Origin of the sequence: Streptomyces sp. DH24 (assembly GCF_029813775.1) — a bacterium.
Classification (GTDB): domain Bacteria; phylum Actinomycetota; class Actinomycetes; order Streptomycetales; family Streptomycetaceae; genus Streptomyces.
This window is the reverse complement of the sequence record NZ_JARVKW010000026.1, coordinates 11,915-36,816: the sequence shown is the minus strand read 5'-3', so window position 1 is coordinate 36,816 and position 24,902 is coordinate 11,915. Positions and strand designations below refer to the sequence as shown.

The following is a 24,902-nucleotide window of genomic DNA, read 5'->3' as shown; positions in this document are numbered from 1 at the left end:
GTGCCCCTATTTTCGGCTGAACCTTGTAAGGCACACAGCCGGGCCCTGCACACTGAGCCCATGAACGATTGGCCCCAGGGGCGGTCCGACGACAACCGCGGCCCCCGCTACGGACACGGCAGCGCCGGCGCGCAGCCCGAAGGCGCGCGCGTGATGCGGCAGGTCCGCCGCGGCCAGGCACCGCCCGGAGCGGGCCGGCCCACCCCGCCGTACGCGGGCGGGGTGCCGCGGCAGCCGTCGTACGTCGACGGCCACGGGGAGGAGCCCGGCTACAACACGGGCCAGGTCTACGGCGGTGGCGGCAGACGCGGCGGCGACGTGGACCCGGGCCACGGCCCGTACGCCCGTCCGGACTGGCGGCGCCGCATCAAGGTGACCGCCATCACCGTGGCGGTGGTGCTGCTCGTCACGACGGTCGGCACGTACTTCTGGGCCGACTCCAAGCTCAACCGCGAGGTCGACCTCGCGACGGTCATCGACCGGCCCGAGGCCGGCGAGGGCACCAACTACCTGATCGTCGGCTCGGACAGCCGCGAGGGCATGTCCGACGAGGAGAAGAAGAAGCTGCACACCGGGTCCGCCGCGGGCAAGCGCACGGACTCGATGATGATCCTGCACACCGGCAGCAACGGACCGACGCTGATCTCCCTGCCCCGCGACTCCAACGTCACGATCCCGGAGTTCAAGGGCTCGGAGTCCGGCAAGACCCGGCCCGCGATGGGCGCCAACAAGCTCAACGCGGCCTACTCGATCGACGGCCCGACCCTGCTGGTGCGCACGGTCGAGTTCAACACCGGCCTGCACATCGACCACTACGTCGAGATCGGCTTCGGCGGCTTCGCGAGCATCGTCGACGCGGTCGGCGGCGTGGAGATGGACATCCCGCAGGACATCAAGGACACCAAGTCCGGCGCGGACCTCAAGAAGGGCAAGCAGACCCTGAACGGCGAGCAGGCCCTCGCCTTCGTCCGCACCCGGTACGCGCTGGCCGGCTCCGACCTGGACCGCACCAAGAACCAGCAGAAGTTCCTGTCCGCGCTCGCCAACCAGGTGGCCACGCCGAGCACGGTCCTCAACCCTTTCAGGCTCTACCCGACCATGGGCGCGGGCCTGGACTCCCTGGTCGTCGACAAGGACATGGGCCTGTGGGACCTGGCGTCCATGTTCTGGGCGATGAAGGGCGTCAGCGGCGGCGGCGAGGGCAAGTCGATGAACATGCCGATATCGGGCAGCGCCGCGAACGGCAACCTCCAGTGGGACATGGACAAGGTCAAGACGCTGGTCGACCAGCTGAAGAACGACGAGAAGGTCACGGTCTCCAGTGACTGACCGTCCGGGCCGGACCCCGTTCGGCGCGGTGCTCTGCGACGTCGACAACGTGATCCGCCACTACGACCCGGCCGGGCTGTACGCGCTGGAGCGCGCCGCCGGCCTGGCCGAGGGCACCACGATGAAGGTGGCGTTCGCCCCGGAGACCGACCTGCCGCTGCTGCTGGGCCGGATCGACGCCCAGGAGTGGGTGCGGTCGATCACCGAGGGCCTGGCCGGGCTGGTGCCCGAGCCGACGGCGTGGGACCTGGGCACGGCCCTGCTGGAGGCGCCGTTCACGGCCGACGAGCACGTGGTGGCGCTGCTGCGCCGGGCCCGCACCCGCGTCCCGCTGGTCCTCGTGAGCAACGCCATGCTCCGCCTGGAGGACGACCTCGCCGTGCTGGGCCTGGCCGACCTCGCCGACCACGTGGTCAACAGCGCCCGTGTCGGCCTCGCCAAGCCGGACCCGCGCATCCTCCGGCTGGCCGCGTCCCTCGCCGGCGTACGCCCCGAGCGCTGCCTCTTCGTCGACGACACCGCCGAGAACACCGACGCGGCCGGGGCCCTGGGCATGCGGGCCGTGCACTTCCGGCAGGCGGCCGACCTGGAACGGGCGCTGGCGCCGCTGTTCCACTGAGCACCCGGCTCGGGGGCACCCGCGGGCGCCCCCGAGATCCGTCGCGCGACGTCACATGGCGGCGCCCGCCATCGACCGGCACATGTCGGCACAGCGGCGGCACGCCTCGGCGCAGCGCGCCATCTGCGGGTCGTCCGGCATCGACATGCACGCCTCGGCGCACATGTCGCAGGCCTTGGCGCACAGCGCGCACATCTCGGCCGCCAGCGGGGAGCGGCGCATCATCATGTCGGCGCAACAGCGCGTCATCTCGGTGCAGTCGATCAGCGTGCGCATGATCTGCATCTGGGCCTGGCCGCCCATCTGCATGCAGGAGCTCATGGTCTCCTCGCACACGGCGTGGCACGACATGCACGCCTCGACGCAGTCCTGCATCTCCTGGCTCATCGCGGGCGTGGTGGTGGGCTGCATGGCTTCCTCCTGGGGTCGGCGGGACGCCGGGGACGCGTCCCGTGTGGTTCCGTCCTACGCCCGCCCGCCGCACCCCGCCATCGGGGCGCGCGCTCCGGGGACGCCCCTACGACGGGCACACCACCTCGTCGCCCCGCAGCACCCCGGACCCCTGCCGCGCCGGTTCCTCGGCCCGTACCGTGCGGACCTGCCTGAAGTCTGCGCCGACGATCACCTTCAGCGTCGCCCCCCGGCCCTTCACCGCGCGCAGTTCGCTGCCCGGCAGCGCCGCCGCGAGGGACTTCGCCGAGCGGTCCCAGCGCGGGTCGTGGACGACGACGGTGCGCCGTACCGTGCGGTCCGCGGCGTTGGACGGCATCCGGGTGGTGCGGAAGCCGGTCGCGGCCAGCGCCGTGTCCACGCGCCGGCCGAGGCCCGCGCGTTCCGTGCCGTTCTCCACCTGGACGCGGATCTGCTGCGGGGGGACCTCGATGCGGGGTGCCTTCCCGGGCGGCCGGCGCACGGCCAGCGGTTTGTCCTCGCGCAGCGCCTTGAAGAGGCGTTCGGCCTTCACGGGGTCCCACTTCAGGGTCGAGCCGACGCCCTTCACGGCGTAGCCCATCCGCCCGATCGGCACCGTCGTGAACTCGGACGACGACGGGGAGAAGTTCCGCATCGCCCGGCCCAGGTCCAGCAACTCGTCGGTGCCGAAGCCCTTGTCGGCCCGCACCGACCCGAGGACCGCCCGGGTCACGTCCCGGAACTTCATCGGGTTCAGCAGGATCCCGGAGGACGTCGCCCGGTCGATCAGCGCCGCCACGAACTGCTGCTGGCGCTGCATCCGGCCCAGGTCGGAGGCCCCGTCGACATGCCGGGCGCGCACGTACTGCAGGGCCTGTCCGCCCGTCAGCCGGTGCGTGCCGGCCGGCAGGTCGAGTCCGGTGTAGGTGTCCTTCAGCGGTTTCGGGGTGCACATCCGGACGCCGCCGAGCACGTCCACCGTCTTCATGAAGCTGGTGAAGTCGACCTCCAGGTAGTGGTCGATCTTCACGCGGGTCATGCTCTCCACGGTGCGCACGGTCAGCTGCGGCCCGCCCTCGGCGTACGCGGCGTTCAGCTTGACCGGGTGGCCGTGGTGCTTCTGGCCGGTCGTCCGGTCGGTGTGCGGGGGCGTCGTCGCGTAGGAGTCGCGCGGCAGGCTCACCACGCTGGCGCGCTTCCGGTCCTCCGAGATGTGCACGATCATCATCGTGTCGGTGCAGTTGCAGGGCGCGCCGCCCAGCCTGTACCTGCGCCGCTCCTCGGGCGAGATCCGGTCCCGGCCGTCCGTGCCGACCAGCAGAACGTTCATGCCGTCGCCCGCCTGCGGCCGGTTCTTCATGTCCCGGAACGGGTCGACGCGGGCGATGTCCGCGTCCAGCGTGGTGACCACCGCGTGCCCGATGCCGGCCGAGGCGAGAATCACCACGGAGAGCGTCGTCATCGCCCGTACGGCCCAGCGCGGGCGCTTGCGCCGTACGGCCGTCCGCCGGCCGCCGGACGGCCGTGGCCGGCGCTGCGGTCCCGGCGATGCCCCGGGCGTGGACGAGGACCTGGGGGAGGGGGACCGAGGCGGCGTGCTGGGCATCGGGGGGCACCTCCGCTGGGACCGTACGTGGGATCCGTGTCACCGTAGGCCGATACGACCGGGTGCCCGGGGCAGCGCCCCCGGCGGGGCGCAACCGTGTCCCCCGTTCGCGGTAACGTGAGCACCGATGAACGCCAATCCCGACATGCGGCCGCCCGCCGTTTCCGTGATCATGCCCGTCCTCAACGAGGAGCGGCATCTGCGCGGGGCCGTCCAAGCGATCCTCGCGCAGGAGTACGCCGGCGAGATGGAGGTCGTGATCGCCCTCGGTCCGTCCACGGACCGCACGGACGAGATCGCCGCCGAACTCGTCCGGGAGGACCCGCGTGTGCACACGGTGCCCAACCCGACGGGCCGCACCCCCGCCGCGCTGAACGCCGCGATCAAGGCCTCCCGCCATCCGGTCGTGGTGCGCGTCGACGGGCACGGCATGCTCTCGCCGAACTACATCGCCACGGCCGTACGGCTGCTGGCGGAGACCGGCGCGCAGAACGTCGGCGGCATCATGCACGCCGAGGGCGAGAACGACTGGGAGCACGCCGTCGCCGCCGCGATGACGTCGAGGATCGGCGTCGGCAACGCCGCCTTCCACACCGGCGGCCAGGCAGGCCCCGCCGAGACGGTCTACCTCGGGGTGTTCCGGCGCGAGGCGCTGGAGCAGCAGGGCGGCTACAACGAGGAGTTCATCCGCGCCCAGGACTGGGAGCTGAACTTCCGCATCCGTGAGGCCGGCGGGCTGATCTGGTTCTCGCCCGAGCTGAAGGTGTCGTACCGGCCCCGGCCGAGCGTGCGCGCGCTGGCCAGGCAGTACAGGGACTACGGCCGCTGGCGGCACGTCGTGGCCCGCTACCACGCCGGCTCCATCAACCTGCGCTACCTCGCCCCGCCGGTCGCGGTGTGCGCGATAGCGGCGGGGCTCGTGGCCGGCGTCGCGCTCACGCCGTGGGCGTTCGTGGTGCCCGGCGGCTACCTGGCGGCGATCGTCGCCGGTTCCGTCCCCGCGGGCCGGGGGCTGCCGCTGAAGGCCCGGCTCCAGATCCCCGTGGCGCTCGCCACCATGCACATGTCGTGGGGCTGGGGCTTCCTCACCAGCCCCAGGTCGCTGGCGAAGAAGGTCATCGCGTCCCGGCGTCCGGCGGTACTCGGCTCCGCGTGAGCCCGGCGGCCCCGCGGGCTCGGCGCGAGCCGCTGAGCCCGCCGGACCGCGCCGGCGGTCACCAGGTGAACGCCGGGTTCACGTGCATGCAGGCCGTGTCGTCCGCGCCGTTGAGGGCCTCGGCCGACTCGGGTGTCTCGTCGTTCTCGGCGGGCGGCGCGTACGCCGTGCCCTCGCGCCAGTCCGCTCCCACGACGAGCGTCACCCCGGTCACCTCGGTCGACCGCTTCACCGAACTCAGCGGGATCCCGAGGGACTTGGCGATCCGCTCGGCGTCGCCCTCCAGGTCCGCGCTCGGGTAGCGGACCACCGTGCGCTCCTCGACCGGCGCCACGCTCTGGTCGGCGACCGCCCCGGTGAAGCCCTTCTCCACGAGCAGCCCCGCCACCGTGCCGGCGCGTCCGCGCGCGGGGGCCAGGACGTCGGTCCGGGTGCCGTTCTGCACCCGGACGGCGATCTCCGCGTCGGGCGCCGCCGGATCGTCCGAGGCCTTCTCCGGGGCTTTCCTCTTCTTGTCCCTGCCGTCCAGGGCGATGTCCTCGCGCACCAGCCGGAACAGTTGCTCGGCGTCCTCCGTGGGCTCCACGCGCGCGCCCACGTACCGGTTCGGCATCGTGGTCATGGTGATGCGCTCCGGCTCCACCTTCCGCAGCTCGTTGCTGAGGTCGTACAGCTTCTTGACGGTGTCCAGGCCCGTGTCCACCGTGAGGGCCCCGGTGGCCTTCTCGGCCAGCCTGCGCAGCTTGTTGGGGTTGCTCAGGGTGGCGTTCTCGCGCAGCTCGCGGACCATCGCGTTCATGTACATGTGCTGCGCCTTGGCGCGGGCGAGGTCGCTGCCGTCCTCGAAGCCGTAGCGGGTGCGCAGCCACTGCAGGGCCTGCTCGCCCTTGACGTACGTGGTGCCCTTCTTCAGCTTCAGGCCGGACCCGTGGCCCTTGCTGTCGCGGGAGTGGATGTTGGCGTCGACGCACACCGGGACACCGCCGACCGCGTCCGCCATCGACACCACGCCCGCGAAGTCGACCATGATGAAGTGGTCGATGTGGATGCCGGTGAGCTCCTGCCAGGTGGCCACCGTGCAGCCCGGACCGCCGTGCCCGAGGCTCTGGTTGGTCATCGTGCGGCCGTTGCTCGCCGCGTACACCTTGCCGTCGTCCGGGTCGGTGCACTTCGGTATCTGCACCAACGTGTCGCGGGGCATGCTGACGACCGACATGTTGGTGCGGTCCGCGGACAGGTGCAGCAGCATCTGCACGTCGGCCAGCGGCGTCGACCCGAACGTCTCCCTGGCGCCGCCGAGGTCCTGGTTGGCCTTGGTGTCCCGGGCGTCGGAGCCGATGAGCAGGATGTTCAGCGGGACCTGGCCCGCCGCGTTCGGCGTGGGCTCGGCGACCTTGTTGTCGCCGAGGTTCAGCTCGTCCTTGCGGATGTTGCCGTTGAGGTGCTGGTAGTAGAGATACCCGGCACCCGCGGTGCCCAGCGTCACCACCGCCAGTACCGTCGCCGACCAGCGCAGCACGCGCCGTCTGCGCCGCCGGGTCCCGGCCGCTCGCCGTCCGTTGCCGCCGCGGCCCTCGCCGGACGGCTCCCCCCGCTGCTCCCGTGGTTCCGGGGACGTCGTGTCCTCGGCCCCGGGCGCCTCCTCCCGCACACTGCTACGCGCCACGTGCCTGCCCTTCCCCACCCCTGCGCCTGACACGGGTCCGCCCCGCGTCAAGTCAGACGCACGACGGACCCGTTGGGTTACCCCCCAAGTCACCGGCCGGTCGGTCCCCGGCCCTTCCTCGCACCGCGGCCGGCCTCCCCGCCGGAACCGCGGACGGTCCCTACTGGGCGCACTCGACCTTGTCGGCCGTGGACTTCTCCACGTCCGGCGCCTTCGCCGGACCGGTGAGCGGGATACCCGCGCCCTCGAAGTCCTCGCCCAGCGTCAGCGTCATCGCGGGCAGCCCCTGGGAGTTGGTCACGCTCTCGCCCTCCTTCATCGCGGACCCGGACAGGCCCATGATGTCGGCGAGCCGCCGCGCCTCGGCGGCCTGGTCGGGCGCGTACTCGAGCGTGGTCTTGCTCAGGACCTCCGGCGCGTTGCCCGCGTTCTCGGACTTCGTCACGCCCTGCTCGGTCTGCAGCCAGGTCAGTGTCAGCGAGGCGCTGCCCGACTTCGCACCGCCGTTGAGGATGCGCACCCGCACCTCGGACGGGTCGGCCTTCTCGCCCTTGAGCCGGGCGGCCACCGCGGCCGCCTCCTTCTTTTTCTTCTGCTTGACCGCGGTGAAGGACACGTCCTGCTGGATCGACCGGAAGACCTGCGGCGCCTTCTCCGGGTGGGGGACGACCGTCGCCTTGACGGTCTCGGCCGGGTTGTCGACCACCGGCACCGTGACGAACGTCAGGTTCTTGACGTTGAGCTTGCCCAGCTCCAGACCGAGGTCCTTCAGCTTGCCGATGCTGTCCAGCTGGGAGTCGACGGTCAGCGCCTCGGTGCCCGCCTCCGCCAGCTTCACCATCTTCGACGGGCTGGTGAGCGTGTCGTTGGACTTCAGCTTGCGCATCAGCGCGCTGAGGAACTGCTGCTGGAGGTTGATGCGGCTCAGGTCGCCGCCGGTGCCCACCGAGTGCCGGGTGCGGACGAAGGCCAGCGCCGTCTCGCCCTCGACGACGTGCTTGCCCTTCTTCAGGTTGAGCTTCGAGTCCTCGTCGTTGATGTCCTTCGCCAGGCACACCTCGACCCCGCCGACCGCCGTCGTCAGCGTCTTGACCGCGTTGAAGTCGGCGACCATGAAGTTGTCCGGCTTGATGCCGGTCAGCTCCGTCACCGTACGCATGGTGCAGCTCGGCGTACGGCCGTCCTGGCCCAGGCTCGTGTTGAAGCGGACGCCCTGCGAGCCCGGGATGACCTTCTGGCTGCCGTCCTCCTGCGTGGTCGGGCAGTCCGGGACGTCCACGATCAGGTCGCGCGGGATGCTCAGCGCGGTCGCGTTCGAGCGGTCCTTGGAGACGTGCAGCAGGATCGTGGTGTCGGCGTGCCCGACGCTGCCCGAGTCGCCGTAGGACTCGTTGCCCTCGCCGGTGCGCTTGTCGGTGCCGATCAGCAGGATGTTGATCGCCTGGTCCTTGCTGAAGCCACCGGTGCTCGCGCCGTCGTCGGGGGAGGAGTCGATGTTGCCGTTGAGGTGCTCGATGTAGAGGTAGGCGCCGCCCGCCGTGGCGAGCACGACGAACGCCATCACGCCGCCGGTCCACAGCAGGGCCTTCTTCGCCTTCGACTTCTTCTCCGGCCGCCGGCCCCGTCGCCCGGGGGGCGGTTCGGCCGGCGCGCCCCGACGCCTGCGCGGTGCCGGTACCTCACGGTCCGGGCTGTCGGGCGCCGGACGGCCGGGTGCCGCCGTACGGCCGCGCGGGGCGGCTTTGGCCCGGCGCGCGGCAGAGGCGGAACGACGCGGTCCGGGAACCGGCGATTGCGCTGCGGATGTATTCAGTCGCAGTTCGTATTCACCGGTGTTCGGATTGAGCACCCACTGGTCTGCGGGGTCGATGTTCTCCGCCCGCCCACGGCCTTGCGCGTCCACGGTTGTCCGAATCCTCCGTCGGGGCACGCGGCGCCTTACCCCCAAAGGCGCCCGGGTCTCGTACATGCAGTGCACGACCGAAGGAAGGACCTCGCGCGGCCGGGTGCACCGGATCGCTCACACTATCCGCCCAGTTCAGCGTCGAGCGACGCCGGTGACAAATTCCACGTCCCTACAACCGGGCAATACGGCGCATTTCTTTGAACCGGTGTTCGCCAGTTGGGCGGCGCTTTACTCGCAGACGTCCTCGGCGGCCGTGTTCCCGCGGAAGGTGGGCGCCGGGGACGCCGACGGGGAGGCCGGTGAATTGTCGCTCTTTGCGGTGGAATCCCGGGGGACCTCCGGAGCGACCGCCACCGGCGCGTCGGTGCGCAGCCGTTGAAAGAGCCGCTCCGCCTCGGGCTCCACGAGCTGGTCGCGATTGGCGTTGTAGACGTACGACTCGCGCGGAACCGTGAGGAATTGCACACGTTCGGTGGGGATGTCGCGCAAGCCCCGGACGAGTTCGTACAAACCCCGTAGATTCGCCAGTTTCGGGTCGGTCGTCAGCGACGACGTCGCCGCGTCCAGGACGGGATACAGCTTCACCGGATTGAACAGGACGTCATTGCTCTGCACCTTGTTGACGAGCGCCCCGAGGAAACGTTGCTGCCGCTCCATCCGGTCGGTGTCGCTGCCGTCGCCGAGCGACTTGCGGGCCCGGACGTACCCGAGTGCCTGCTCCCCGTTCAGCTTCACGCGGCCCGCGGGCAGCCTCAGCTTGGCGGCCTTGTCGGCGACGGGCCTGCGCAGGCAGACCTCGACGCCGTCCACCGCGTCGACCATCTCCTTGAAGCCGTGGAAGTCGACGACCACGTGATGGTCGACGCGAATCCCCGTCAGCCGCTCAACGGTCCGGATCGTGCAGGCCGAACCGCCCGCCTGGAAGGCGTAGTTGAACATCGCGAACGTCGGCTCGGTGCGCGATCCGTCCCGGCGCAGACAGCCCGGCACGTCCACCATCAGGTCGCGCGGCAGGGAGACGGCGGTGGCGCTGCGCCGGCCCGCCGCCAGGTGCAGCAGGATCGCGGTGTCCGACCGCTCCGTCCCGGAGTCCCGCCCGTAGCGGGCGTTGCCGTCCCCGGAGCGCGAGTCCGACCCGATCAGCAGGATGTTCTGGGCGTCCCTGACCAGTGAGGTCGGCCGGTCCTTCTCGTACCGGGCGAGCTCCGCGGCGGCCGCCTCGTCCGGTGTGATGTTGCCGTCCAGCTTCGTGTACACCGCCCAGCCGGCGCCCGCCGCGACGACCAGGAGCACGGCGACGCCGAGCCCGGTGCGCCGCAGCCACCGCCTGCGGCGCTGCCGTACCGGCCGGTTCCCGCTCGCGGACGCTCCCGTACCCGGCCCGGGGGTTCCGCCGGCGGCCCGGCGTCCGGAGGGCGAGCCCGCGGTGTCGGTCACGTCTGGTCCACCCCTCACGGCGTACGGGCGTGTGGTGCGTGCTCCTACGACGATGACGCGGATGCCGGGCGGGGGATGGGTCTGCGGGGGCTGAACGGGTGAGAGCGGCGAGTGGGTGAGGGCGGGGGCGAGCGGGGCGAGGTCGGCGGTGGTGCGTCCGGTCAGCGGGCGACCGTCGTGACCCGTTCGCTCTCGATCCGCTTGTCCAGGGCGTCCGCGTCCAGCCGCTCCAGGTTCCGGCACAGCACGACCGACCCGCCGGTGGCCAGCGGCGCGTACAGCCCGGCGTTCAGGCCCTCCCACGTGTCGTACGGCAGCCCGGACAGGATGCGCGAACCCGGCCCCGTCAGCCCGAGCGCCGTCGCCTCCGCGCGCGCCCGTTCGACGACCTCCGCGCCGCTGAACTCCCGTCCCGCCACGATCAGCGCGGGCTCCTCCGGGTCGACCGGCGCGTACGGCACGAAGCGGTCGCCCTGCCCCGGCACCTCCACCGCGTAGTCGGCGAAGCCCTCCGGCGGCTGCGGGAAGCGGCCTCCGAGCGGGCGCAGCGCGAGCGCCACCCGTGCGCCGGAGCAGGCCCGCGCCGCCTCCAGCGTGTCGGGACCGCTCACCACCAGGTCGGCCGCCGCCGGCTCCCCGCCGACGTCCGCGATCACGCCGACCGACGCGCACGCCAGCAGCCACGCCGCCGTCTGCCAGTGCGCGGGCAGCAGCAGCGCGACCCGGTCGCCGGGTTCGGCGGACAGTTCGTCCTGGAGGAGGTTGGCGGTCTTGGCCACCCAATTGGCGAAGGTGGCCACGGACAATTCCACGCGCTCGCCCGTGGCGTCGTCGTAGAAGGTCACCAGAGGGCGTCCCGGGTCCGCGGCGAGCGCGGAACCCAGCAGGTCGGCAGGGGTGCGGTCGGTGGCGTTCACCCGGGCAAGCGTACGCGGGCGGCGGGGCGCGCGGGGCGCTCCGGCCAGGTGGACCGCCCTCCGCGTGCCACCGGTTCGGGGGAATCCGGGGAGTGAGCAGCCGACAGTCCGTCAAGTCCCGGATGGACAGATAAGTCTGATTGTGTCCAGGATCAGGAGCATGCGTGGATTCCTTGCTTCCTCGATCGGTGTCACGTGCGCGGCGGCTCTCGCCCTTCCGCTCACCCCGCCCGCGACCGCGGCGACCGCCAGACCGGCGCCGACCGCGGAAGCCGCCGGGCACCCCGTCCCCGGCAGCACCCAGTCGCTGCCCCTCGAACCCCTCGCCCGCGACCGCGCCACCGGTGCCGCCGGTGCCGCCGAACAAGGCCTGTCGCGCCGCGCCGTGCGGCACTTCTCGCTCGTCGGCGTCGTCTGGGACGACCCCGAGGCCGAACTGCACGGCCGCGTCCAGGTCCGCACCCGCGCCGCCGGCACCGGCACCTGGTCCGGCTGGCAGGACCTGGAGACGCACAACGCCGACCACGCCGCCGACCCGGACACCGCCGAGCGCGCCTCCGGGCGGGTGCGCGGGGCCACGGCGCCGCTGTGGGTGGGGGAGTCGGACGGCGTGGAGGTGCGGGTGCGTGCCGAGGCCGACGGCACGCGCAGCCTGGGCGACATGGGCCTCCGGCTCGAACTCGTCGACCCCGGCGCGGGCGACCGGGGCGCGTTCGCGGACGGCTCCCGCTACGGCGGCGCGCCCGACGCCGAGGCGACCGCGGCGTCCGCCGCCAACGCCGACCTCGCGCCGCTGGGCGCGACCGAGATCCCGGCCCTGAGCCGGGAGGAGACCGAGCGGGAGCTGCTCCGGTCGAACGAGCGGAAGCTGCGCGGGCCGGCGGGGCGGGAACTGTCTCGGTGGGCCGGGCGGGGGCTGCCTCGGCCGGCTGGTCAGGAGCTGCCTCGTCCGGCCGGTCAGGAGCTGCCTCGACGGGCCGATGGGCAGCGGGCGAAGCCGTACGTCGGACCGCGTCCGGGCATCGTCACGCGGCGGGGCTGGGGGGCGAACGAAGGGCTACGCGAGCGGAAGTTCGTCTACACCAAGAAGGTCAGGGCCGCCTTCGTGCACCACACCGCCTCGGGCAACAACTACCGGTGCTCACAGGTGCCTTCGCTCATTCGCGGTATCTACCGCTACCACGTCAAGAGCATGGGCTGGCGGGACGTCGGCTACAACTTCCTCATCGACAAGTGCGGAAAGATCTACGAGGGACGCGCGGGAGGCGTGGCGAAACCGGTCCTCGGCGCCCACACCCTCGGCTTCAACTCCAACAGCATGGGCATCGCCGTTCTCGGCTCCTACGGCTCGTCCAAGCCGCCGTCCTCCGCGGTGCGGGCCGTCTCGCGGCTCACCGCGTGGAAGCTCGGGCTGTTCGGAATGAACCCGCGCGGCAAGACGTACCTGAAGTCCGGTGGCGGCAACCTCTACCGGAAGGGCAGGTACGTACGACTCAATGTCATCTCCGGTCACCGTGACGGCTTCGCCACGGAGTGCCCGGGCCGCAAGCTGTACGGCAAGCTCGGCTCCGCCCGCTCGGCGGCGGCGCGGTTGCAGGGGCGCTGAGGGCGGGGCTCGTCGGTTCGCCGGTTCGCCGGTTCGCCGGTTCGTCGGTTCGTTGGTTCGTTGGTTCGTTGGTTCGTCAGAGTGTCCTGGGCCGGGTCCGGCCCAGGACACTCGTGCGTTCGCCGCCACCGCACGGTCGTCGAGGGCGCCACGGAACGGGCTGCATACACTGGCCGGCCGAAAAGACAGTTCGGCCGGTCCCGGCAGGAAGCAGAGACGACAGGTGACAGAAGCGATCCTCCTGGTCGGCGGCAAAGGCACACGGCTGCGCCCGCTCACGGTGCACACACCGAAGCCCATGGTCCGGGCGGCCGGGGTGCCTTTCCTCACGCACCAGTTGGCGAGGGCGAAGGCGGCGGGCGTCGAGCACATCGTCCTGGCCACGTCCTATCTGGCCGAGGTCTTCGAGCCGTACTTCGGCGACGGCTCCTCGCTGGGGCTGCACCTCGAGTACGTGACGGAGGAGGAGCCGCTGGGGACGGGCGGCGCCATCCGCAACGTCGCGTCCCGGCTGCGCTCGGGGCCCGACGACCCGGTGCTGGTCTTCAACGGGGACATCCTGACGGGGCTGGACATCGGGGCCCTGGTGCGCACCCACGAGACGACCGGCGCGGACGTCTCGCTGCACCTGACGAAGGTGACGGACCCGCGGGCCTACGGGCTGGTCCCGACGGACGACACGGGACGGGTGCTGGCGTTCCTGGAGAAGCCCCAGACACCGGAGGAGATCGTCACCGACCAGATCAACGCGGGGGCGTACGTGTTCCGGCGTTCGGTGATCGACACGATTCCGGCGGGGCGGCCGGTGTCGGTGGAGCGGGAGACGTTCCCGGAGCTGCTGGCCGCGGGGGCGCATCTGCAGGGGATGGTCGACTCGACGTACTGGCTGGACCTGGGGACGCCGGCGGCGTTCGTGCGGGGGTCGGCGGACCTGGTGCTGGGGCGGGTGCCGTCGCCCGCGGTGCCGGGGCGCTGCGGCGACCGGCTGGTGCTGCCCACGGCGACGGTGGCGGCCGACGCCAAGCTGGCGGGCGGCACGGTGGTCGGGGAAGGGGCGTTCGTGGCGGAGGGGGCGCGCGTGTTCGGCAGCACGATCCTGCCGGGCGCGGTGATCGAACCGGGTGCGGTGATCACGGACTCGCTGATCGGGAGCCGGGCGCGGGTGGGGTCGCGCGCGATCCTGACGGGGACGGTCATAGGGGACGGCGCGGTGGTCGGCGCGGACAACGAACTGCGCGACGGGGTGCGGGTGTGGTGCGACGCGCGGATACCGGCGGGGGCGGTGAGATTCTCCTCGGACACGTGAGACCTGCCGGTGCTTCCGGCGGCCTGTGCGGGGTCGGTGGTGGCGGGTGTGATGCCTGCGGCGGCCTGTGCGGGTTCGGTGAGTGGCGCGCGTTGCGCTGTCGGTTCGGTGGGTGGGTCGGGGCCGCGCCGGGGGGTGTCCGTCCTCGGAACGGCGCGGAATCGGTGAGTTATCAACTGGCTGGCGTTGACGCGCCAACCGCTGCGGGCGGACACCCCCCGACACGTCCCCTTCTCGTCGTACGCGACTGCGGCCCGGTGGCCCATCCCGTCCCGCCTATCCCGCGCGGACGGCTGCGGCGGCGGCACGCCGCACCCCGCGGGCAGTCGTGCCGCTGAGGCGGCACGGGTGGGCGCGGGCGGCAACCCGGTAGCGCCGGGCTGCGCGAACCCCGTGCGGTCAGCGCAACGCCGGGCGACCGGGCAACGCCGGACAGCTGAGCGGCGGTGCAGCCGGGCGGCGGCACGTCGCAAGCCGCGGGCACGCCGCCGCCGGGGCACACGACAACCCCGGCGACCGTCACGCCGTCGGCACACCCCCGCGCCGGGGCGCACCGCGACGCCGGACGGCAAGCCACCCCGCTCACCGCGACGCGGAACGCGTCACAGCCGCCCGATGTCCCCCACCGGCATCCGCGGCGCCCGTCGCGCCGGCACCTGTCCGCTCAGCAGAATCAGCCGCGCCGCCCGGTGCCGCTGCCCCGCATACGGCGCCAACAGCTCCAGCATCACCGCGTCGTCGGCCCGCCGGTCCCCCGCCAGCGCCCACCCGACGATCCCCGGCAGATGCAGATCCCCGACGGTCACCGCGTCCGGCGCCCCATGACTGCGCTGCACCGTCTCCGCCGACGTCCACGGCCCGATCCCCGGCAGGACCTCCAACCGCGCCTGCGCCGCCGCCGGTTCCATCCGCGTCGCCTCCTCCATCCGCGCGGCGACCCGCACCGCACGCAGGATCGTGGACGCCCGCTTGTTGTCGACCCCGGCCCGGTGCCACTCCCACGACGGGATCAGCGCCCACGTCCGCGGCTCCGGCATGACGTACATCCGCCCCGGCGCGGGCCCCGGCGCCGACTCCCCGTACTTGCGCACCAGCAGCCGCCACGCCCGGTACGCCTCGACCGTCGTGACCTTCTGTTCCAGGACCGACGGGATCAGCGACTCCAGCACCAGTCCGGTGCGCGTCAGCCGCAGTCCGGGCCGGCGATGCCTCGTGAGCGCCAGCAGCTTGTGCCGCGGCTCGAACAGCGACGGGTCGTCCGCCGCGCCGAGGAGGTCGGGAAGCCCGTCCAGCAGCCACTGGGCCCCCGGGCCCCAGGCCTCGCCGCGGATCTCGTCGCCGTACCGGGTGACCCGGAGCGTCCCCGGCCCGGCCGGTGTCCGGCTCGCCCGCCACACCGAGCCGTCCGGCATCGCGCGGAACGTCGGGTCGCCCGGCCCGCGCCGCAGCGGACCGAGCACCAGCCCCAGGTCGAGCGGCCCCTCCGGCGTCCACGTACGCACCCGCGGCGGCGCCGCCGCCTGCCGCGGCACGCCCCCGGGCACGGCGACATGGCCACCGCGCACGGTCGTACGCGTGGACCGGGGTGCGAAACGTCCTGCCACGGATGAGGTCCCAGGGTTGCGGAGGTGTCCTACGAGAGTAGGAGAGTATGGGTGAAGGGGTGCCGTTCGTGTGACTCCGTGATGCTCAGCGCACTTCTATGAACGCGTCCGGCCGCCGGTCCGGGCGCGGGCGCGGGTCCTCCGACGGGTGCCCCACGGCCACCGCGCCCATCGGGTCCCAGCTGTCCGGCAGGTCCAGCACCCGGCGTACGACGTCCCGGCAGAACATCGTGGACGACACCCAGGCCGAACCGAGCCGCTCCCCGGCGAGCGCGACGAGGAAGTTCTGCACGCCCGCCCCCGCGGCGACGACGAACATCTCCCGCTCGGCAGCGTCCCGGCGCGGGTCGCCGTACGTGTGGGAGCCGTCCATGACCAGGCACGGCACGACGAGGTACGGCGCGTTGCGCAGGACGTCGCCGCGGCGTATCCGCCTGGCGACGGACTCCTCGCTCCTGCCGTCCCGCCGCAGGTCCGCGATCCACGCGTCCCGCATCGCGTCCAGCAGCCGGGTGCGGGACGCCTGCGACTCCAGCAGGACGAAACGCCACGGCGTCGTGTGGTGCGGGGCGGGCGCCGTCACGGCCGCGGCCACCGCCCGGCGTACCGCGCCCGGGTCCACGGGCTCGTCCGTGAACGACCGGACCGTACGACGTCCGGTCACCGCCTGCCGTACGGCCTCGGACGTGCCGAGGCGGAACATGTCGTCGCGCGCGACGCGCACCAGGGCCCTCGCCCCGGCGCCGTGGTCCTCGGCGACCACGTGCGGCAGTCCCCGTACGACCGCGACGGGCAGCCCGGCTGCCTTGCCCTTCACGAGGTCGCCGGCGGCGGCCAGTTCGTCCGCCGTGGCGACGACGGTGGCGCTGAGCGGGTTGCCGTGCGCGTCGGTGCCGCCGCGCAGGTCGTCGATCACGCGCACGCCGGCCGCGCCGATCGCCATGTCGGTCAGCCCCGCGCGCCAGGGGCGGCCGGCGGTGTCGGTGACGATCACGCCGACGTCGACGCCGAGGGCGTCCCGCAGCCCCGCGCGGATCGCGCGCGCCGACGCGTCGGGGTCCTCGGGCAGCAGCAGGACCGTGCCGGACGGGGTGTTGGAGGCGTCGACTCCCGCGGCGGCCATGACCAGGCCCTGCCGGTTCTCCACGATGCGCAGCGCGCCGCGCCTGGCGACCACCCGTACCGTCTCGGCGTCGATCGCGGCCTCGCGATCCGCGGCCCGGACGGACCGGCCCTCCGCCTTGGACACGATCTTCGACGTGACGAGCAGGACGTCGCCGTCCGCGAGGCCGGGCTCGGCGGCCGCGATCAGCTTGGCCAGGTCGTCGCCCGCCGTGACCTCGGGGAGGCCGGGCACCGCCCAGACCCGGTAGCCGTCCGCGGGGGCTGCGCTCACGGCGTCCGTACCTCCTCGGCGAGCGCGAGTGCCTCGCGGGCCATCCGCGCCGTCGCGTCGATGTCGGTCATCATCAGCGGCACGGCCCGGCAGCGGATGCCGGCCGCCGCCACGCGCTCGACCGCGCCCGCGTCGACCGAGTCGACGAGCCAGCCGTCCAGCAGGCCGGAGCCGTAGTGCTCGGCGACCGCCGCGGCCGTCGCCTCCACGCCGACCGCCGCGAGCACCTTGTCGGCCATGCCGCGCACGGGTGCGTCCCCGACGATCGGGGAGAGGCCGACGACCGGCACCCCGGCGTCGGCGATCGCCTCGCGGATGCCGGGCACGGCGAGGATCGTGCCGACGGAGACAACGGGGTTGGAGGGCGGGAAGAGGATCACGTCCGCCTCGGCGATGGCCTCCAGCACGCCGGGCGCGGGCTTGGCCTGCTCGGCGCCGACGGGGACGACCGCCTCGGCGGGCACGGAGGCCCGCAGCCGCACCCAGTACTCCTGGAAGTGGATCGCCCGGCGCTCGCCGTCCAGCTCGACCGCGACATGCGTCTCGACACGGTCGTCGGACATCGGGATGAGCCGGACGCCCGGCTTCCAGCGGTCGCACAGGGCCTCGGTGACGGCGCTCAGCGGGAAGCCGGCGCCCAGCATCTGCGTACGCACGATGTGCGTGGCGAAGTCCCGGTCGCCCAGCCCGAACCACTCGGGCCCGACGCCGTACGCCGCGAGTTCCTCCTTGAGGTGGAAGGTCTCGTCGGCGCGGCCCCAGCCCTGCTCCTCGTTGATGCCGCCGCCGAGCGTGTACATCACCGTGTCGAGGTCCGGGCAGACCTTCAGACCGAAGAGGTGGATGTCGTCGCCGGTGTTGCCGATGACCGTGATGTCGGCGTCCGGCGCGGCCCGCTTCAGACCGCGCAGGAACCGGGCACCGCCGATGCCGCCTGCCAGAACCACAATGCGCATGGAAACAGTGTGTCAGCCGCCGGCCCGGCGCGGTCAGGGGTGTGGACGGTGACGGGCGGGGCGGTCCGGCAGGCCGGTACGGGCGTGCCTCACGCGGTCACGGCATCGGCCGGCTCGTGCGGTGCGGCGGCCGTGCAGTGGGCCGCGTGCATCGTCATCTCCGTCAGGCCCGGGTAGTACACGTGCAGGCTGACCGCCGGCTCCAGTGTGTCGTTGACCACCTCGTGCACGTACCCCGGCGCGAACACGCGCTGCGCACCCGGGCCCCACGCGTGCGTGCCGTGCCCGGTGCGCTCGGTCAAGGTGCCGTCCAGGACGGTCAGCACGCCGGAGGAGGGGCCGTGGTCGTGCGGTCCGCTGCCCTGTCCGGGCAGCCAGGACAGCAGCCAGACCTCGTAGCCGGGGCCGGTGCGCAGCCGGTGGTACCAGCGCGTGGTCGCGTCGTAGCGCACGAGGTGCTCCCACTGGGAGCGGTCGGCGGCGACGGAGCGCGCCAGGCCGACGAACTCGGCGACGGTGGCCGGGTGCTCGCGCGGGGGCTGCAGGAGGTGGGGGACTTCAAGGATGTCGCCGGCGATCTGGAGGTCGCTGTCGCTGTTCATGGGTGCGGTGGGTCCTCGGCGGTGAAGGCGTGGAGGGAGAAAGAAGGGGAGGCAGGGGAAAGCGGGGGAACAGCAGCACCGGGTCGCGTGGACTCGGCGTCAGCCGGAGCGCGTGGGGCTCAACAGCCGGGACAGCAACAGCGACAGCTACAGCGAGCGCGGACAGCACCGAGGGACCCGGCGGTGCGGGTCGAGGTGAGTGCCAAGTTCGCGAGCATGCCCACAAGGACAGCGGGTCACACCTGCACTGTCAACTCGTTGCCGGTATGTGGGACGGGGTTCACCCGATTCGGTCCATCTGCGTGGCGAAAGGTTTGTTCAGCCGCCTGCCGGGACACATGGCGTCCATCCGGGCGCGTGCGTCGTTGCGATCCCGTGATCCGAATGTGATCCGGTTCGCTTCGTCGTCCAGGTCGGAACGAGATCGAACAACGGGGCGTCTACCCCTGTATGGGATCCGTAGCGGATCCGTACGGAGGCTGGGTCTTCCCGGGGTCTCGTCTGCGTGTCAAGGTTTATGCCGATTTGAACACTTTCCGCATGGCCTTGGTTCCGCAGAGTGAATAAGGGGCCCAATAGCAGATCTCGGCTTGACTCGCCCGGAGCAGCACACTTGTAATTTCACTCGTGTCGTTCAGCCGGAATCGGTAACGGCCGCATCACGGGGACGCGAAAGACGGACGAGGGGCGCACATGACAGAGACGGTGCAGCAACTGCTGGTCGACGACGCGGACGAGGAACTCGGCTGGCAGGAGCGCGCACTGTGCGCCCAGACCGACCCCGAGTCCTTCTTCCCCGAGAAGGGCGGCTCCACGAGAGAGGCCAAGAAGGTCTGCCTCGCCTGTGAGGTCCGCTCCGAGTGCCTCGAATACGCCCTCGCCAACGACGAGCGCTTCGGCATCTGGGGCGGCCTGTCCGAGCGGGAGCGCCGTCGGCTCAAGAAGGCCGCCGTCTGAACCGGCGCCACGTGCCCGACCGGCGCGGACACTTACGGACAAACATCTCGAACGGCCCGTCGCGGGTGGGTTATCCACAGGCGGCGGGCCGCTCTGCTGCCCAGCCGATAGTGTGGTCGCTCGTCCGAGACGCCCCGCCGCCCCCTCGGGGCACGGGCGTCCACCGCAGTCCACCGAACCGGGGCCCGTACCTCGATGTCCGTGCACAGCCACCCGGCAGACCGGCAAGACGCCGCTGCTGCCGTCCCTGAGTTTCCGCGTCATGTGGTGACCGCGGTCCTCGTCTCCCACGACGGCGCCCGCTGGCTGCCCGACGCGCTCTCCGCGCTGCTCGGCCAGGAGCGTCCCGTGCAGTACGCCATGGCGGCCGACACCGGCAGCGCGGACGACTCCGCGCAACTGGTCACCGACGCCCTCGGCCCCGACCGCGTCCTGCACCTCGCCCGCCGCACCGGCTTCGGCCAGGCCGTCGAGGAGGCCCACCGCACCGCGCCCCACCTCACCCCGGACGAGCTGCCGTACCTGCGCCGCCCCAGCGGCTGGGACCCCGTCACGCGCACGTGGCGCGACGACGCCTACGACCTACCCGAGCTCCCGTACGGCGAGCCCGTCCAGTGGCTCTGGCTCCTGCACGACGACTGCGCCCCCGAACCCGACGCCCTGGCCCAGCTGCTGCGCGTCGTGGAGAACGAGTACGAGCTCGGCCGCACCGACGTCGCCGTCGTCGGCCCCAAGCTCCGCGGCTGGTACGACCGCAGGCAGCTCCTCGAAGTCGGCGTCACCATCGCCAACTCCGGCCGCCGCTGGACCGGCCTGGACCGCCGCGAGCAGGACCAGGGCCAGCACGACCACGTCCGGCCCGTGCTGTCGGTGTCCACCGCCGGCATGCTCGTCCGCCGCGACGTCTTCGAACAGCTCGGCGGCTTCGACCGGCGACTGCCCCTCATGCGTGACGACGTCGACCTGTGCTGGCGCGCCCACGCCGCGGGCCACCGCGTCCTCGTCGCACCCGAGGCGGTCGTCCGGCACGCCGAGGCCGCCTCCCGCGAGCGCCGCGCCGTCGACTGCGTCGGCCGCACCGCCGCCTCCCCGCACAAGGTCGACAAGGCCGGCGCCGCCTACACCCTCCTCGTCAACACCCCCACGGCCACCCTGCCCTGGGTGCTGCTGCGCCTGGTGCTCGGCACGCTCCTGAGGACCCTCGCCTACCTCGTCGGCAAGGTCCCCGGGCAGGCACTCGACGAGATCCGCGGCCTCATGGGCACCCTGCTGCGGCCCGAGCGGATCATCGCCGCCCGGCGCCGCCGCGGCCGGCCCCAGGTCGACAGGGCCGAGATGCGGGAGCTGTTCCCGCCGCCCGGCGCGACCGTCCGCGTCACCGTCGAACAGGTCGCGAGCAACCTCGTCGGCCGCTCCGACCCCGAGGTCGCCACCGGCGCGGGACGGCACGGCGGCGCCATCGAGTCCGGACCCGGCGGCGACGACGCCGACTTCATGCAGGTCGAGCGGTTCGCCCGGCTCAAGCGCATCGCCCGCAATCCCGGCCCGGCGCTCTTCCTGGTGCTGCTGTTCGTCTCGCTCGTCGCCTGCCGCCAACTCCTCGGCGGCGGCGCGCTCGCGGGCGGCGCCCTGCTGCCCGCCCCGGCCGACGCCGGCGACCTGTGGTCCCGCTACCTGGACTCCTGGCACGCCGTGGGCGCCGGCGGTACCGCGTCCGCGCCGCCCTACCTCGCGATCGTGGCCCTGCTGGCGTCCCTGCTGTTCGGCTCCACCGGCCTCGCCGTCACCGTCCTGCTGGTCGCCTCCGTGCCGCTGGCCGGCTTCACCGCCTACTTCGCCTCCCGGCCGCTCGTCGAGTCCCGGCTGCTGCGCGCGTGGGCGGCCGTCGGCTACGCCTTCCTGCCCGCCGCCACCGGCGCGCTCGCCGGAGGCCGCATCGGCACCGCCGTACTGGCCGTCCTGCTGCCGCTCCTCGCCCGCGCGGGCATCGCGGCGAGCGGCCTCGCGAACGCCTCGGGCGCGCGCGGCAGTTGGCGCGCCACCTGGGCGTACGCACTGCTGCTGACGCTGACCACCGCGTTCACGCCCATCGTGTGGCCGGTCGCGCTGGTCCTCGGCATCGGCCTGCTCGCCCTGCGCCGCGCCGACCTCGTGGCCCACGGGCTGCGGCTCCTCGTCCAGCTCGGCACGCCGCTGCTGGTGCTCGCCCCCTGGTCGCTGTCGCTGCTGCCGTTCGGCTTCTTCCGGGAGTCCGGCCTGGAGTACGGCGCCTCGGCCGCCTCCGCGCTCGACCTGCTCGGCATGAGCCCGGGCGGCCCCGGCACCGTCGACGGGCTGCTGCTCGTCGGCATCGTGCTCGCCGCGCTGGCCGCCCTGCTGCGCTCCGAGCGGCAGTTGGGCATCCGGACCGCCTGGGCCGTCGCCCTCGTCGGCCTGGTCTTCGCGGCCCTGTCCAACGGCTCAACCTGGGCCGGCCCCGCCACCCTCGTCTACGGCATCGCCCTGCTGTCCGCCGCCGCCCTCGGCGCCGACGGGGCACGCTCGCGTGTCGCCGAGCAGAGCTTCGGCTGGCGCCAGCCGGTGGCCGCGCTGATCGCCTTCGCCTGCGCGGCGGGCCCGCTGCTCGTCGCCGCCGGCTGGATGATCCGCGGCGCCGACGGACCGCTGGAGCGGCGCGACCCGGTGCAGGTGCCCGCGTTCGTCGCCGAGGAGAGCGGCACACGCGACCAGGCCCGCACCCTCGTCCTCGACAGCGACTCCGGCGCCCACGTCGGGTACGTCCTGGTGCGCGGCTCCGGCGCCCGCCTGGGCGACGCCGAGATCGCCGCGGCCGACGGCGAGAACAGCAGGCTCGACAAGGTCGTCGCCAACCTCGTCGCCGGTTCCGGCGCCGACCAGGCCGACCAGCTCGGCGGCTTCGCCGTGCGCTACGTCATGGTCCACTCGGGCGCGCCCCGCGAGATCAGCCGCATCCTGGACGCCACGCCCGGCCTGAGCCGGCTGAGCCAGCAGGACGGCGGCGCCCTGTGGCGCGTCGACCGGCAGGTCTCCCGCGCGGCGATCGTCCCCGCGTCGGACTCGGGTTCCGGCTCGGCCGAGCCCCAGCCGGTGGCCGCGGGCCCCGTCGAGATCCACACCACGATCCCGGCCGGCTCCCAGGGCCGCGTCCTGCGTCTGGCCGACACCGCGGCCGAGGGCTGGACGGCCACCCTGGACGGCCGGGCGCTCACCCCCACCACCGTCGACGGCTGGGCCCAGGGCTTCGAACTCCCCGCCTCGGGCGGCAAGCTGGACGTCACCTTCGACGACTCGTTCGGGCACACCGCGTGGCTGTGGACGCAGGGCGCCCTCGCCGTCGTCCTCGTCGTCCTCGCCCTGCCGGGCCGCCGTCGCGACATCGACGACGACCTGCCCGACGAGCCGGCCGTCCCCGCACAGGCCGTCGAGGGGGAGGGCCGCCGGGCCCGCAGGCTGCGCGCGCAGGCGGAGGCCGAGGAGGCCGCCCGCGGCGCCCAGGAGACGCCCGGGGAAGGCGAGATGCCGCCCCCGCCGCAGGAGGCACCGGTGCCCGTACCGCAGCAGCAGCCCTACGGGGAGTGGGACGCCAACGCCTACCAGGGCGCCGACTACAGCGGCTACGGCGGCTACCAGGGAGAGCAGTACCAGGGCGACCAGCAGTACGCCGGGTACGGCCAGGGCTACCAGGACCCGTACCAGGGCGGCCAGTACGACCCGTACGGCTACGGCGACCAGGGCCGGCAGGGCACGTACCAGCAGCCGTACCAGCAGGGCTACGACCCGGCGTACGACCCCGGTCAGCAGCCGCCGCACGGCACCGGCAGTGAGCGTTCCGACGGGAGCCAGCAGTGAACCGCACGACCCTGTCCCTGATCGCCGGCACGACCGCGCTCGCCGCCGTCACCGGATTCGCCGCGCTCACGGCACCGGACGCGTCCGGCACGGACACCGCCGGGAAGGCGGCCGCCCAACTGCCCGTGGAGCGCACGAGCCTGCTGTGCCCGGCGCCGAGCACCTCGGACCTCGCCGAGACGACGTACACGTCCTTCACACCCGTCACGAAGGGCGCCGAGAGCGGCGGCAAGGCCGAACTGCGCCCGGCCGTCACGGGATCGAGCGGCGCGGACGGGGAGGGCGACGGCGCCGGCAAGGACGAGGACAGGAGCACGGCGCGGTCCGGCAAGTCCGTGCTGAAGCCCGCCGAGCCCGGCAAGCCGGTGACCGGCGAGACCTCCGGGGGCGAGGCGCCCGCGCTCGTCGGCACGGCCGAGGGACGGTACGCGCCCGGCTGGACCGTGCAGGAGACCACGGAGGTCGCCGCCGGCACGGGACGCGGCCTGCAGGGCGTCAACTGCACCGCTCCGGACACCGAGTTCTGGTTCCCGGGCACCAGCACGGCGGCCGACCGCACCGACTACGTGCACCTGACCAACCCGGACGACTCGGCCGCCGTCGTGGACATCGAGCTGTACGGCAAGGACGGGGCGCTGAAGTCCGAGGTGGGGGAGGGCATCACGGTCAAGCCGCACGCGAGCGAGCCGATCCTGCTGTCCACGCTGACCGAGGCCGAGCAGACCAACCTCACCGTGCACGTGAGCGTGCGCAGCGGCCGGGTCGGCGCCGCCGTGCAGGCGCTCGACGACAAGCTGGGCGGCGACTGGCTGGCGGCGGCCACGGATCCGGCGGGCAGCCTGGTGCTGCCGGGTCTTCCGAAGGACGCGAAAGAGGTGCGGCTCGTGCTGTTCACGCCCGGTGACGCCGACGCCGACCTGAAGGTGCAGCTGGCCTCGCCGTCCGGACTGATCACGCCGGCCGGGCACGAGACGGTGCACGTGAAGGCGGGCATGACGACCGCCGTCGACCTCGGTGACGTCACGCGCGGCGAGGCGGGCTCCCTGGTGCTGACGCCGACGGACCGTGCCGTGCCGGTCGTGGCCGCGGCGCGGGTCGTGCGCGGCAAGTCCGGCGAGGAGGACACGGCGTTCGTCCCGGCGACGAGCCCGGTCGACACGCGCGTGACGTCCGTGGGCAACAGCGCCAAGGGCACCACGCTGTCCCTGACCGCGCCCGGCGGGACGGCGAAGGTCAAGGTCACGGCGTCCGCGGGCGGCGAGGGCGGCACGACGACGAGGACGTTCACGATCAAGGCCGGCACCACGCAGAACGTCGAGGCGCCGGTGCCGAGCGGCGCCAAGGGCACCTACGCCCTGACGGTGGAGCCGGTTCCGGGCGGCGCGGCGGTCTACGCGGCCCGCACGCTCACGGCCACCGGGGACGTGCCGGGCTTCACGGTCCAGACGCTCCCGGACGACCGGGGCATGGTGGCGGTGCCGGACGCGGACGAGGACCTGGCGGTGCTCCAGCGCTAGGGCTCGGGCCAGGACCCGGCCGTGGGTGCCCCGGGCCCGCG

Annotated in this window: 18 protein-coding genes; 8 read left to right on the top strand and 10 right to left on the bottom strand. The window is 73.0% G+C overall.

Features of this window, described 5'->3' with window-relative positions; all coding sequences use genetic code 11:
• The first annotated feature begins 60 nt into the window (after window positions 1-60).
• Entirely contained in the window at window positions 61-1,329 is a 1,269-nt protein-coding gene (locus tag QC282_RS21070) for an LCP family protein (RefSeq protein WP_279551078.1), read from the top strand.
• Window positions 1,322-1,948, top strand: a complete 627-nt coding sequence (locus QC282_RS21065; RefSeq protein WP_279551077.1) for an HAD-IA family hydrolase — start codon at window positions 1,322-1,324, stop codon at window positions 1,946-1,948. Before QC282_RS21070 ends, QC282_RS21065 begins: the two co-directional genes overlap by 8 nt.
• Window positions 1,949-1,999: 51 nt before the next feature.
• Here the strand turns inward: QC282_RS21065 and QC282_RS21060 are convergent, their stop codons facing one another.
• The gene (locus tag QC282_RS21060) at window positions 2,000-2,359 is read right to left on the bottom strand and encodes a four-helix bundle copper-binding protein (RefSeq protein ID WP_279551076.1); all 360 of its coding nucleotides are present in this window, start codon (window positions 2,357-2,359) and stop codon (window positions 2,000-2,002) included.
• A 106-nt stretch (window positions 2,360-2,465) separates the two neighbouring features.
• Complete coding sequence (locus tag QC282_RS21055; protein ID WP_279551075.1) at window positions 2,466-3,965, bottom strand: LCP family protein; 1,500 nt, start codon at window positions 3,963-3,965, stop codon at window positions 2,466-2,468.
• A gap of 127 nt (window positions 3,966-4,092) precedes the next feature.
• Between QC282_RS21055 and QC282_RS21050 the strand changes: the two genes are divergently transcribed.
• A complete protein-coding gene (locus tag QC282_RS21050; protein ID WP_279551074.1) occupies window positions 4,093-5,121 on the top strand; it encodes a glycosyltransferase family 2 protein in 1,029 nt (342 codons plus the stop codon).
• Window positions 5,122-5,179: 58 nt separating this feature from the next.
• On the opposite strand, the gene QC282_RS21045 is transcribed toward QC282_RS21050, so the two are convergent.
• The 4 genes from QC282_RS21045 to QC282_RS21030 form a co-directional block, all read right to left on the bottom strand.
• Entirely contained in the window at window positions 5,180-6,787 is a 1,608-nt protein-coding gene (locus QC282_RS21045; RefSeq protein ID WP_279551073.1) for an LCP family protein, read from the bottom strand.
• A 160-nt stretch (window positions 6,788-6,947) separates the two neighbouring features.
• A complete protein-coding gene (locus QC282_RS21040; protein ID WP_279551072.1) occupies window positions 6,948-8,690 on the bottom strand; it encodes an LCP family protein in 1,743 nt (580 codons plus the stop codon).
• Window positions 8,691-8,921: 231 nt separating this feature from the next.
• Window positions 8,922-10,130 carry an LCP family protein gene (locus QC282_RS21035; RefSeq protein ID WP_279551071.1) on the bottom strand — a complete coding sequence of 403 codons (1,209 nt, stop codon included), beginning with the start codon at window positions 10,128-10,130 and terminating at the stop codon, window positions 8,922-8,924.
• 161 nt (window positions 10,131-10,291) lie between these two features.
• Window positions 10,292-11,047 (bottom strand): TIGR03089 family protein, encoded by a 756-nt coding sequence (locus tag QC282_RS21030; RefSeq protein ID WP_279551070.1) that lies wholly within the window; start codon window positions 11,045-11,047, stop codon window positions 10,292-10,294.
• A 160-nt stretch (window positions 11,048-11,207) separates the two neighbouring features.
• Here QC282_RS21030 and QC282_RS21025 point away from each other — a divergent pair, with 160 nt between their 5' ends.
• Window positions 11,208-12,653, top strand: a complete 1,446-nt coding sequence (locus QC282_RS21025; RefSeq protein ID WP_279551069.1) for a peptidoglycan recognition protein — start codon at window positions 11,208-11,210, stop codon at window positions 12,651-12,653.
• Between the two features lie 223 nt (window positions 12,654-12,876).
• The gene (locus QC282_RS21020; protein ID WP_279551068.1) at window positions 12,877-13,959 is read left to right on the top strand and encodes an NDP-sugar synthase; all 1,083 of its coding nucleotides are present in this window, start codon (window positions 12,877-12,879) and stop codon (window positions 13,957-13,959) included.
• A 602-nt stretch (window positions 13,960-14,561) separates the two neighbouring features.
• On the opposite strand, the gene QC282_RS21015 is transcribed toward QC282_RS21020, so the two are convergent.
• The 4 genes from QC282_RS21015 to QC282_RS21000 form a co-directional block, all read right to left on the bottom strand.
• Window positions 14,562-15,563 (bottom strand): DNA-3-methyladenine glycosylase 2 family protein, encoded by a 1,002-nt coding sequence (locus QC282_RS21015; RefSeq protein WP_279551067.1) that lies wholly within the window; start codon window positions 15,561-15,563, stop codon window positions 14,562-14,564.
• Window positions 15,564-15,648: 85 nt separating this feature from the next.
• Entirely contained in the window at window positions 15,649-16,959 is a 1,311-nt protein-coding gene (locus QC282_RS21010; protein ID WP_279551066.1) for a coenzyme F420-0:L-glutamate ligase, read from the bottom strand.
• Entirely contained in the window at window positions 16,956-17,915 is a 960-nt protein-coding gene (gene cofD / locus QC282_RS21005) for a 2-phospho-L-lactate transferase (protein WP_279551065.1), read from the bottom strand. Before cofD ends, QC282_RS21010 begins: the two co-directional genes overlap by 4 nt.
• A gap of 89 nt (window positions 17,916-18,004) precedes the next feature.
• The gene (locus QC282_RS21000; protein ID WP_279551064.1) at window positions 18,005-18,517 is read right to left on the bottom strand and encodes a cysteine dioxygenase family protein; all 513 of its coding nucleotides are present in this window, start codon (window positions 18,515-18,517) and stop codon (window positions 18,005-18,007) included.
• 693 nt (window positions 18,518-19,210) lie between these two features.
• On the opposite strand from QC282_RS21000, the gene QC282_RS20995 reads away from it, so the two are divergent.
• The 3 genes from QC282_RS20995 to QC282_RS20985 all read left to right on the top strand — a co-directional run bounded on the left by QC282_RS20995 (window position 19,211) and on the right by QC282_RS20985 (window position 24,861).
• Window positions 19,211-19,474 carry a WhiB family transcriptional regulator gene (locus QC282_RS20995; RefSeq protein WP_010034659.1) on the top strand — a complete coding sequence of 88 codons (264 nt, stop codon included), beginning with the start codon at window positions 19,211-19,213 and terminating at the stop codon, window positions 19,472-19,474.
• Window positions 19,475-19,669: 195 nt separating this feature from the next.
• Window positions 19,670-23,344 carry a glycosyltransferase family 2 protein gene (locus tag QC282_RS20990; protein WP_279551063.1) on the top strand — a complete coding sequence of 1,225 codons (3,675 nt, stop codon included), beginning with the start codon at window positions 19,670-19,672 and terminating at the stop codon, window positions 23,342-23,344.
• A complete protein-coding gene (locus QC282_RS20985) occupies window positions 23,341-24,861 on the top strand; it encodes a DUF5719 family protein (RefSeq protein ID WP_279551062.1) in 1,521 nt (506 codons plus the stop codon). The genes QC282_RS20990 and QC282_RS20985 overlap by 4 nt, the downstream gene beginning before the upstream one ends.
• Window positions 24,862-24,902 lie beyond the last annotated feature (41 nt).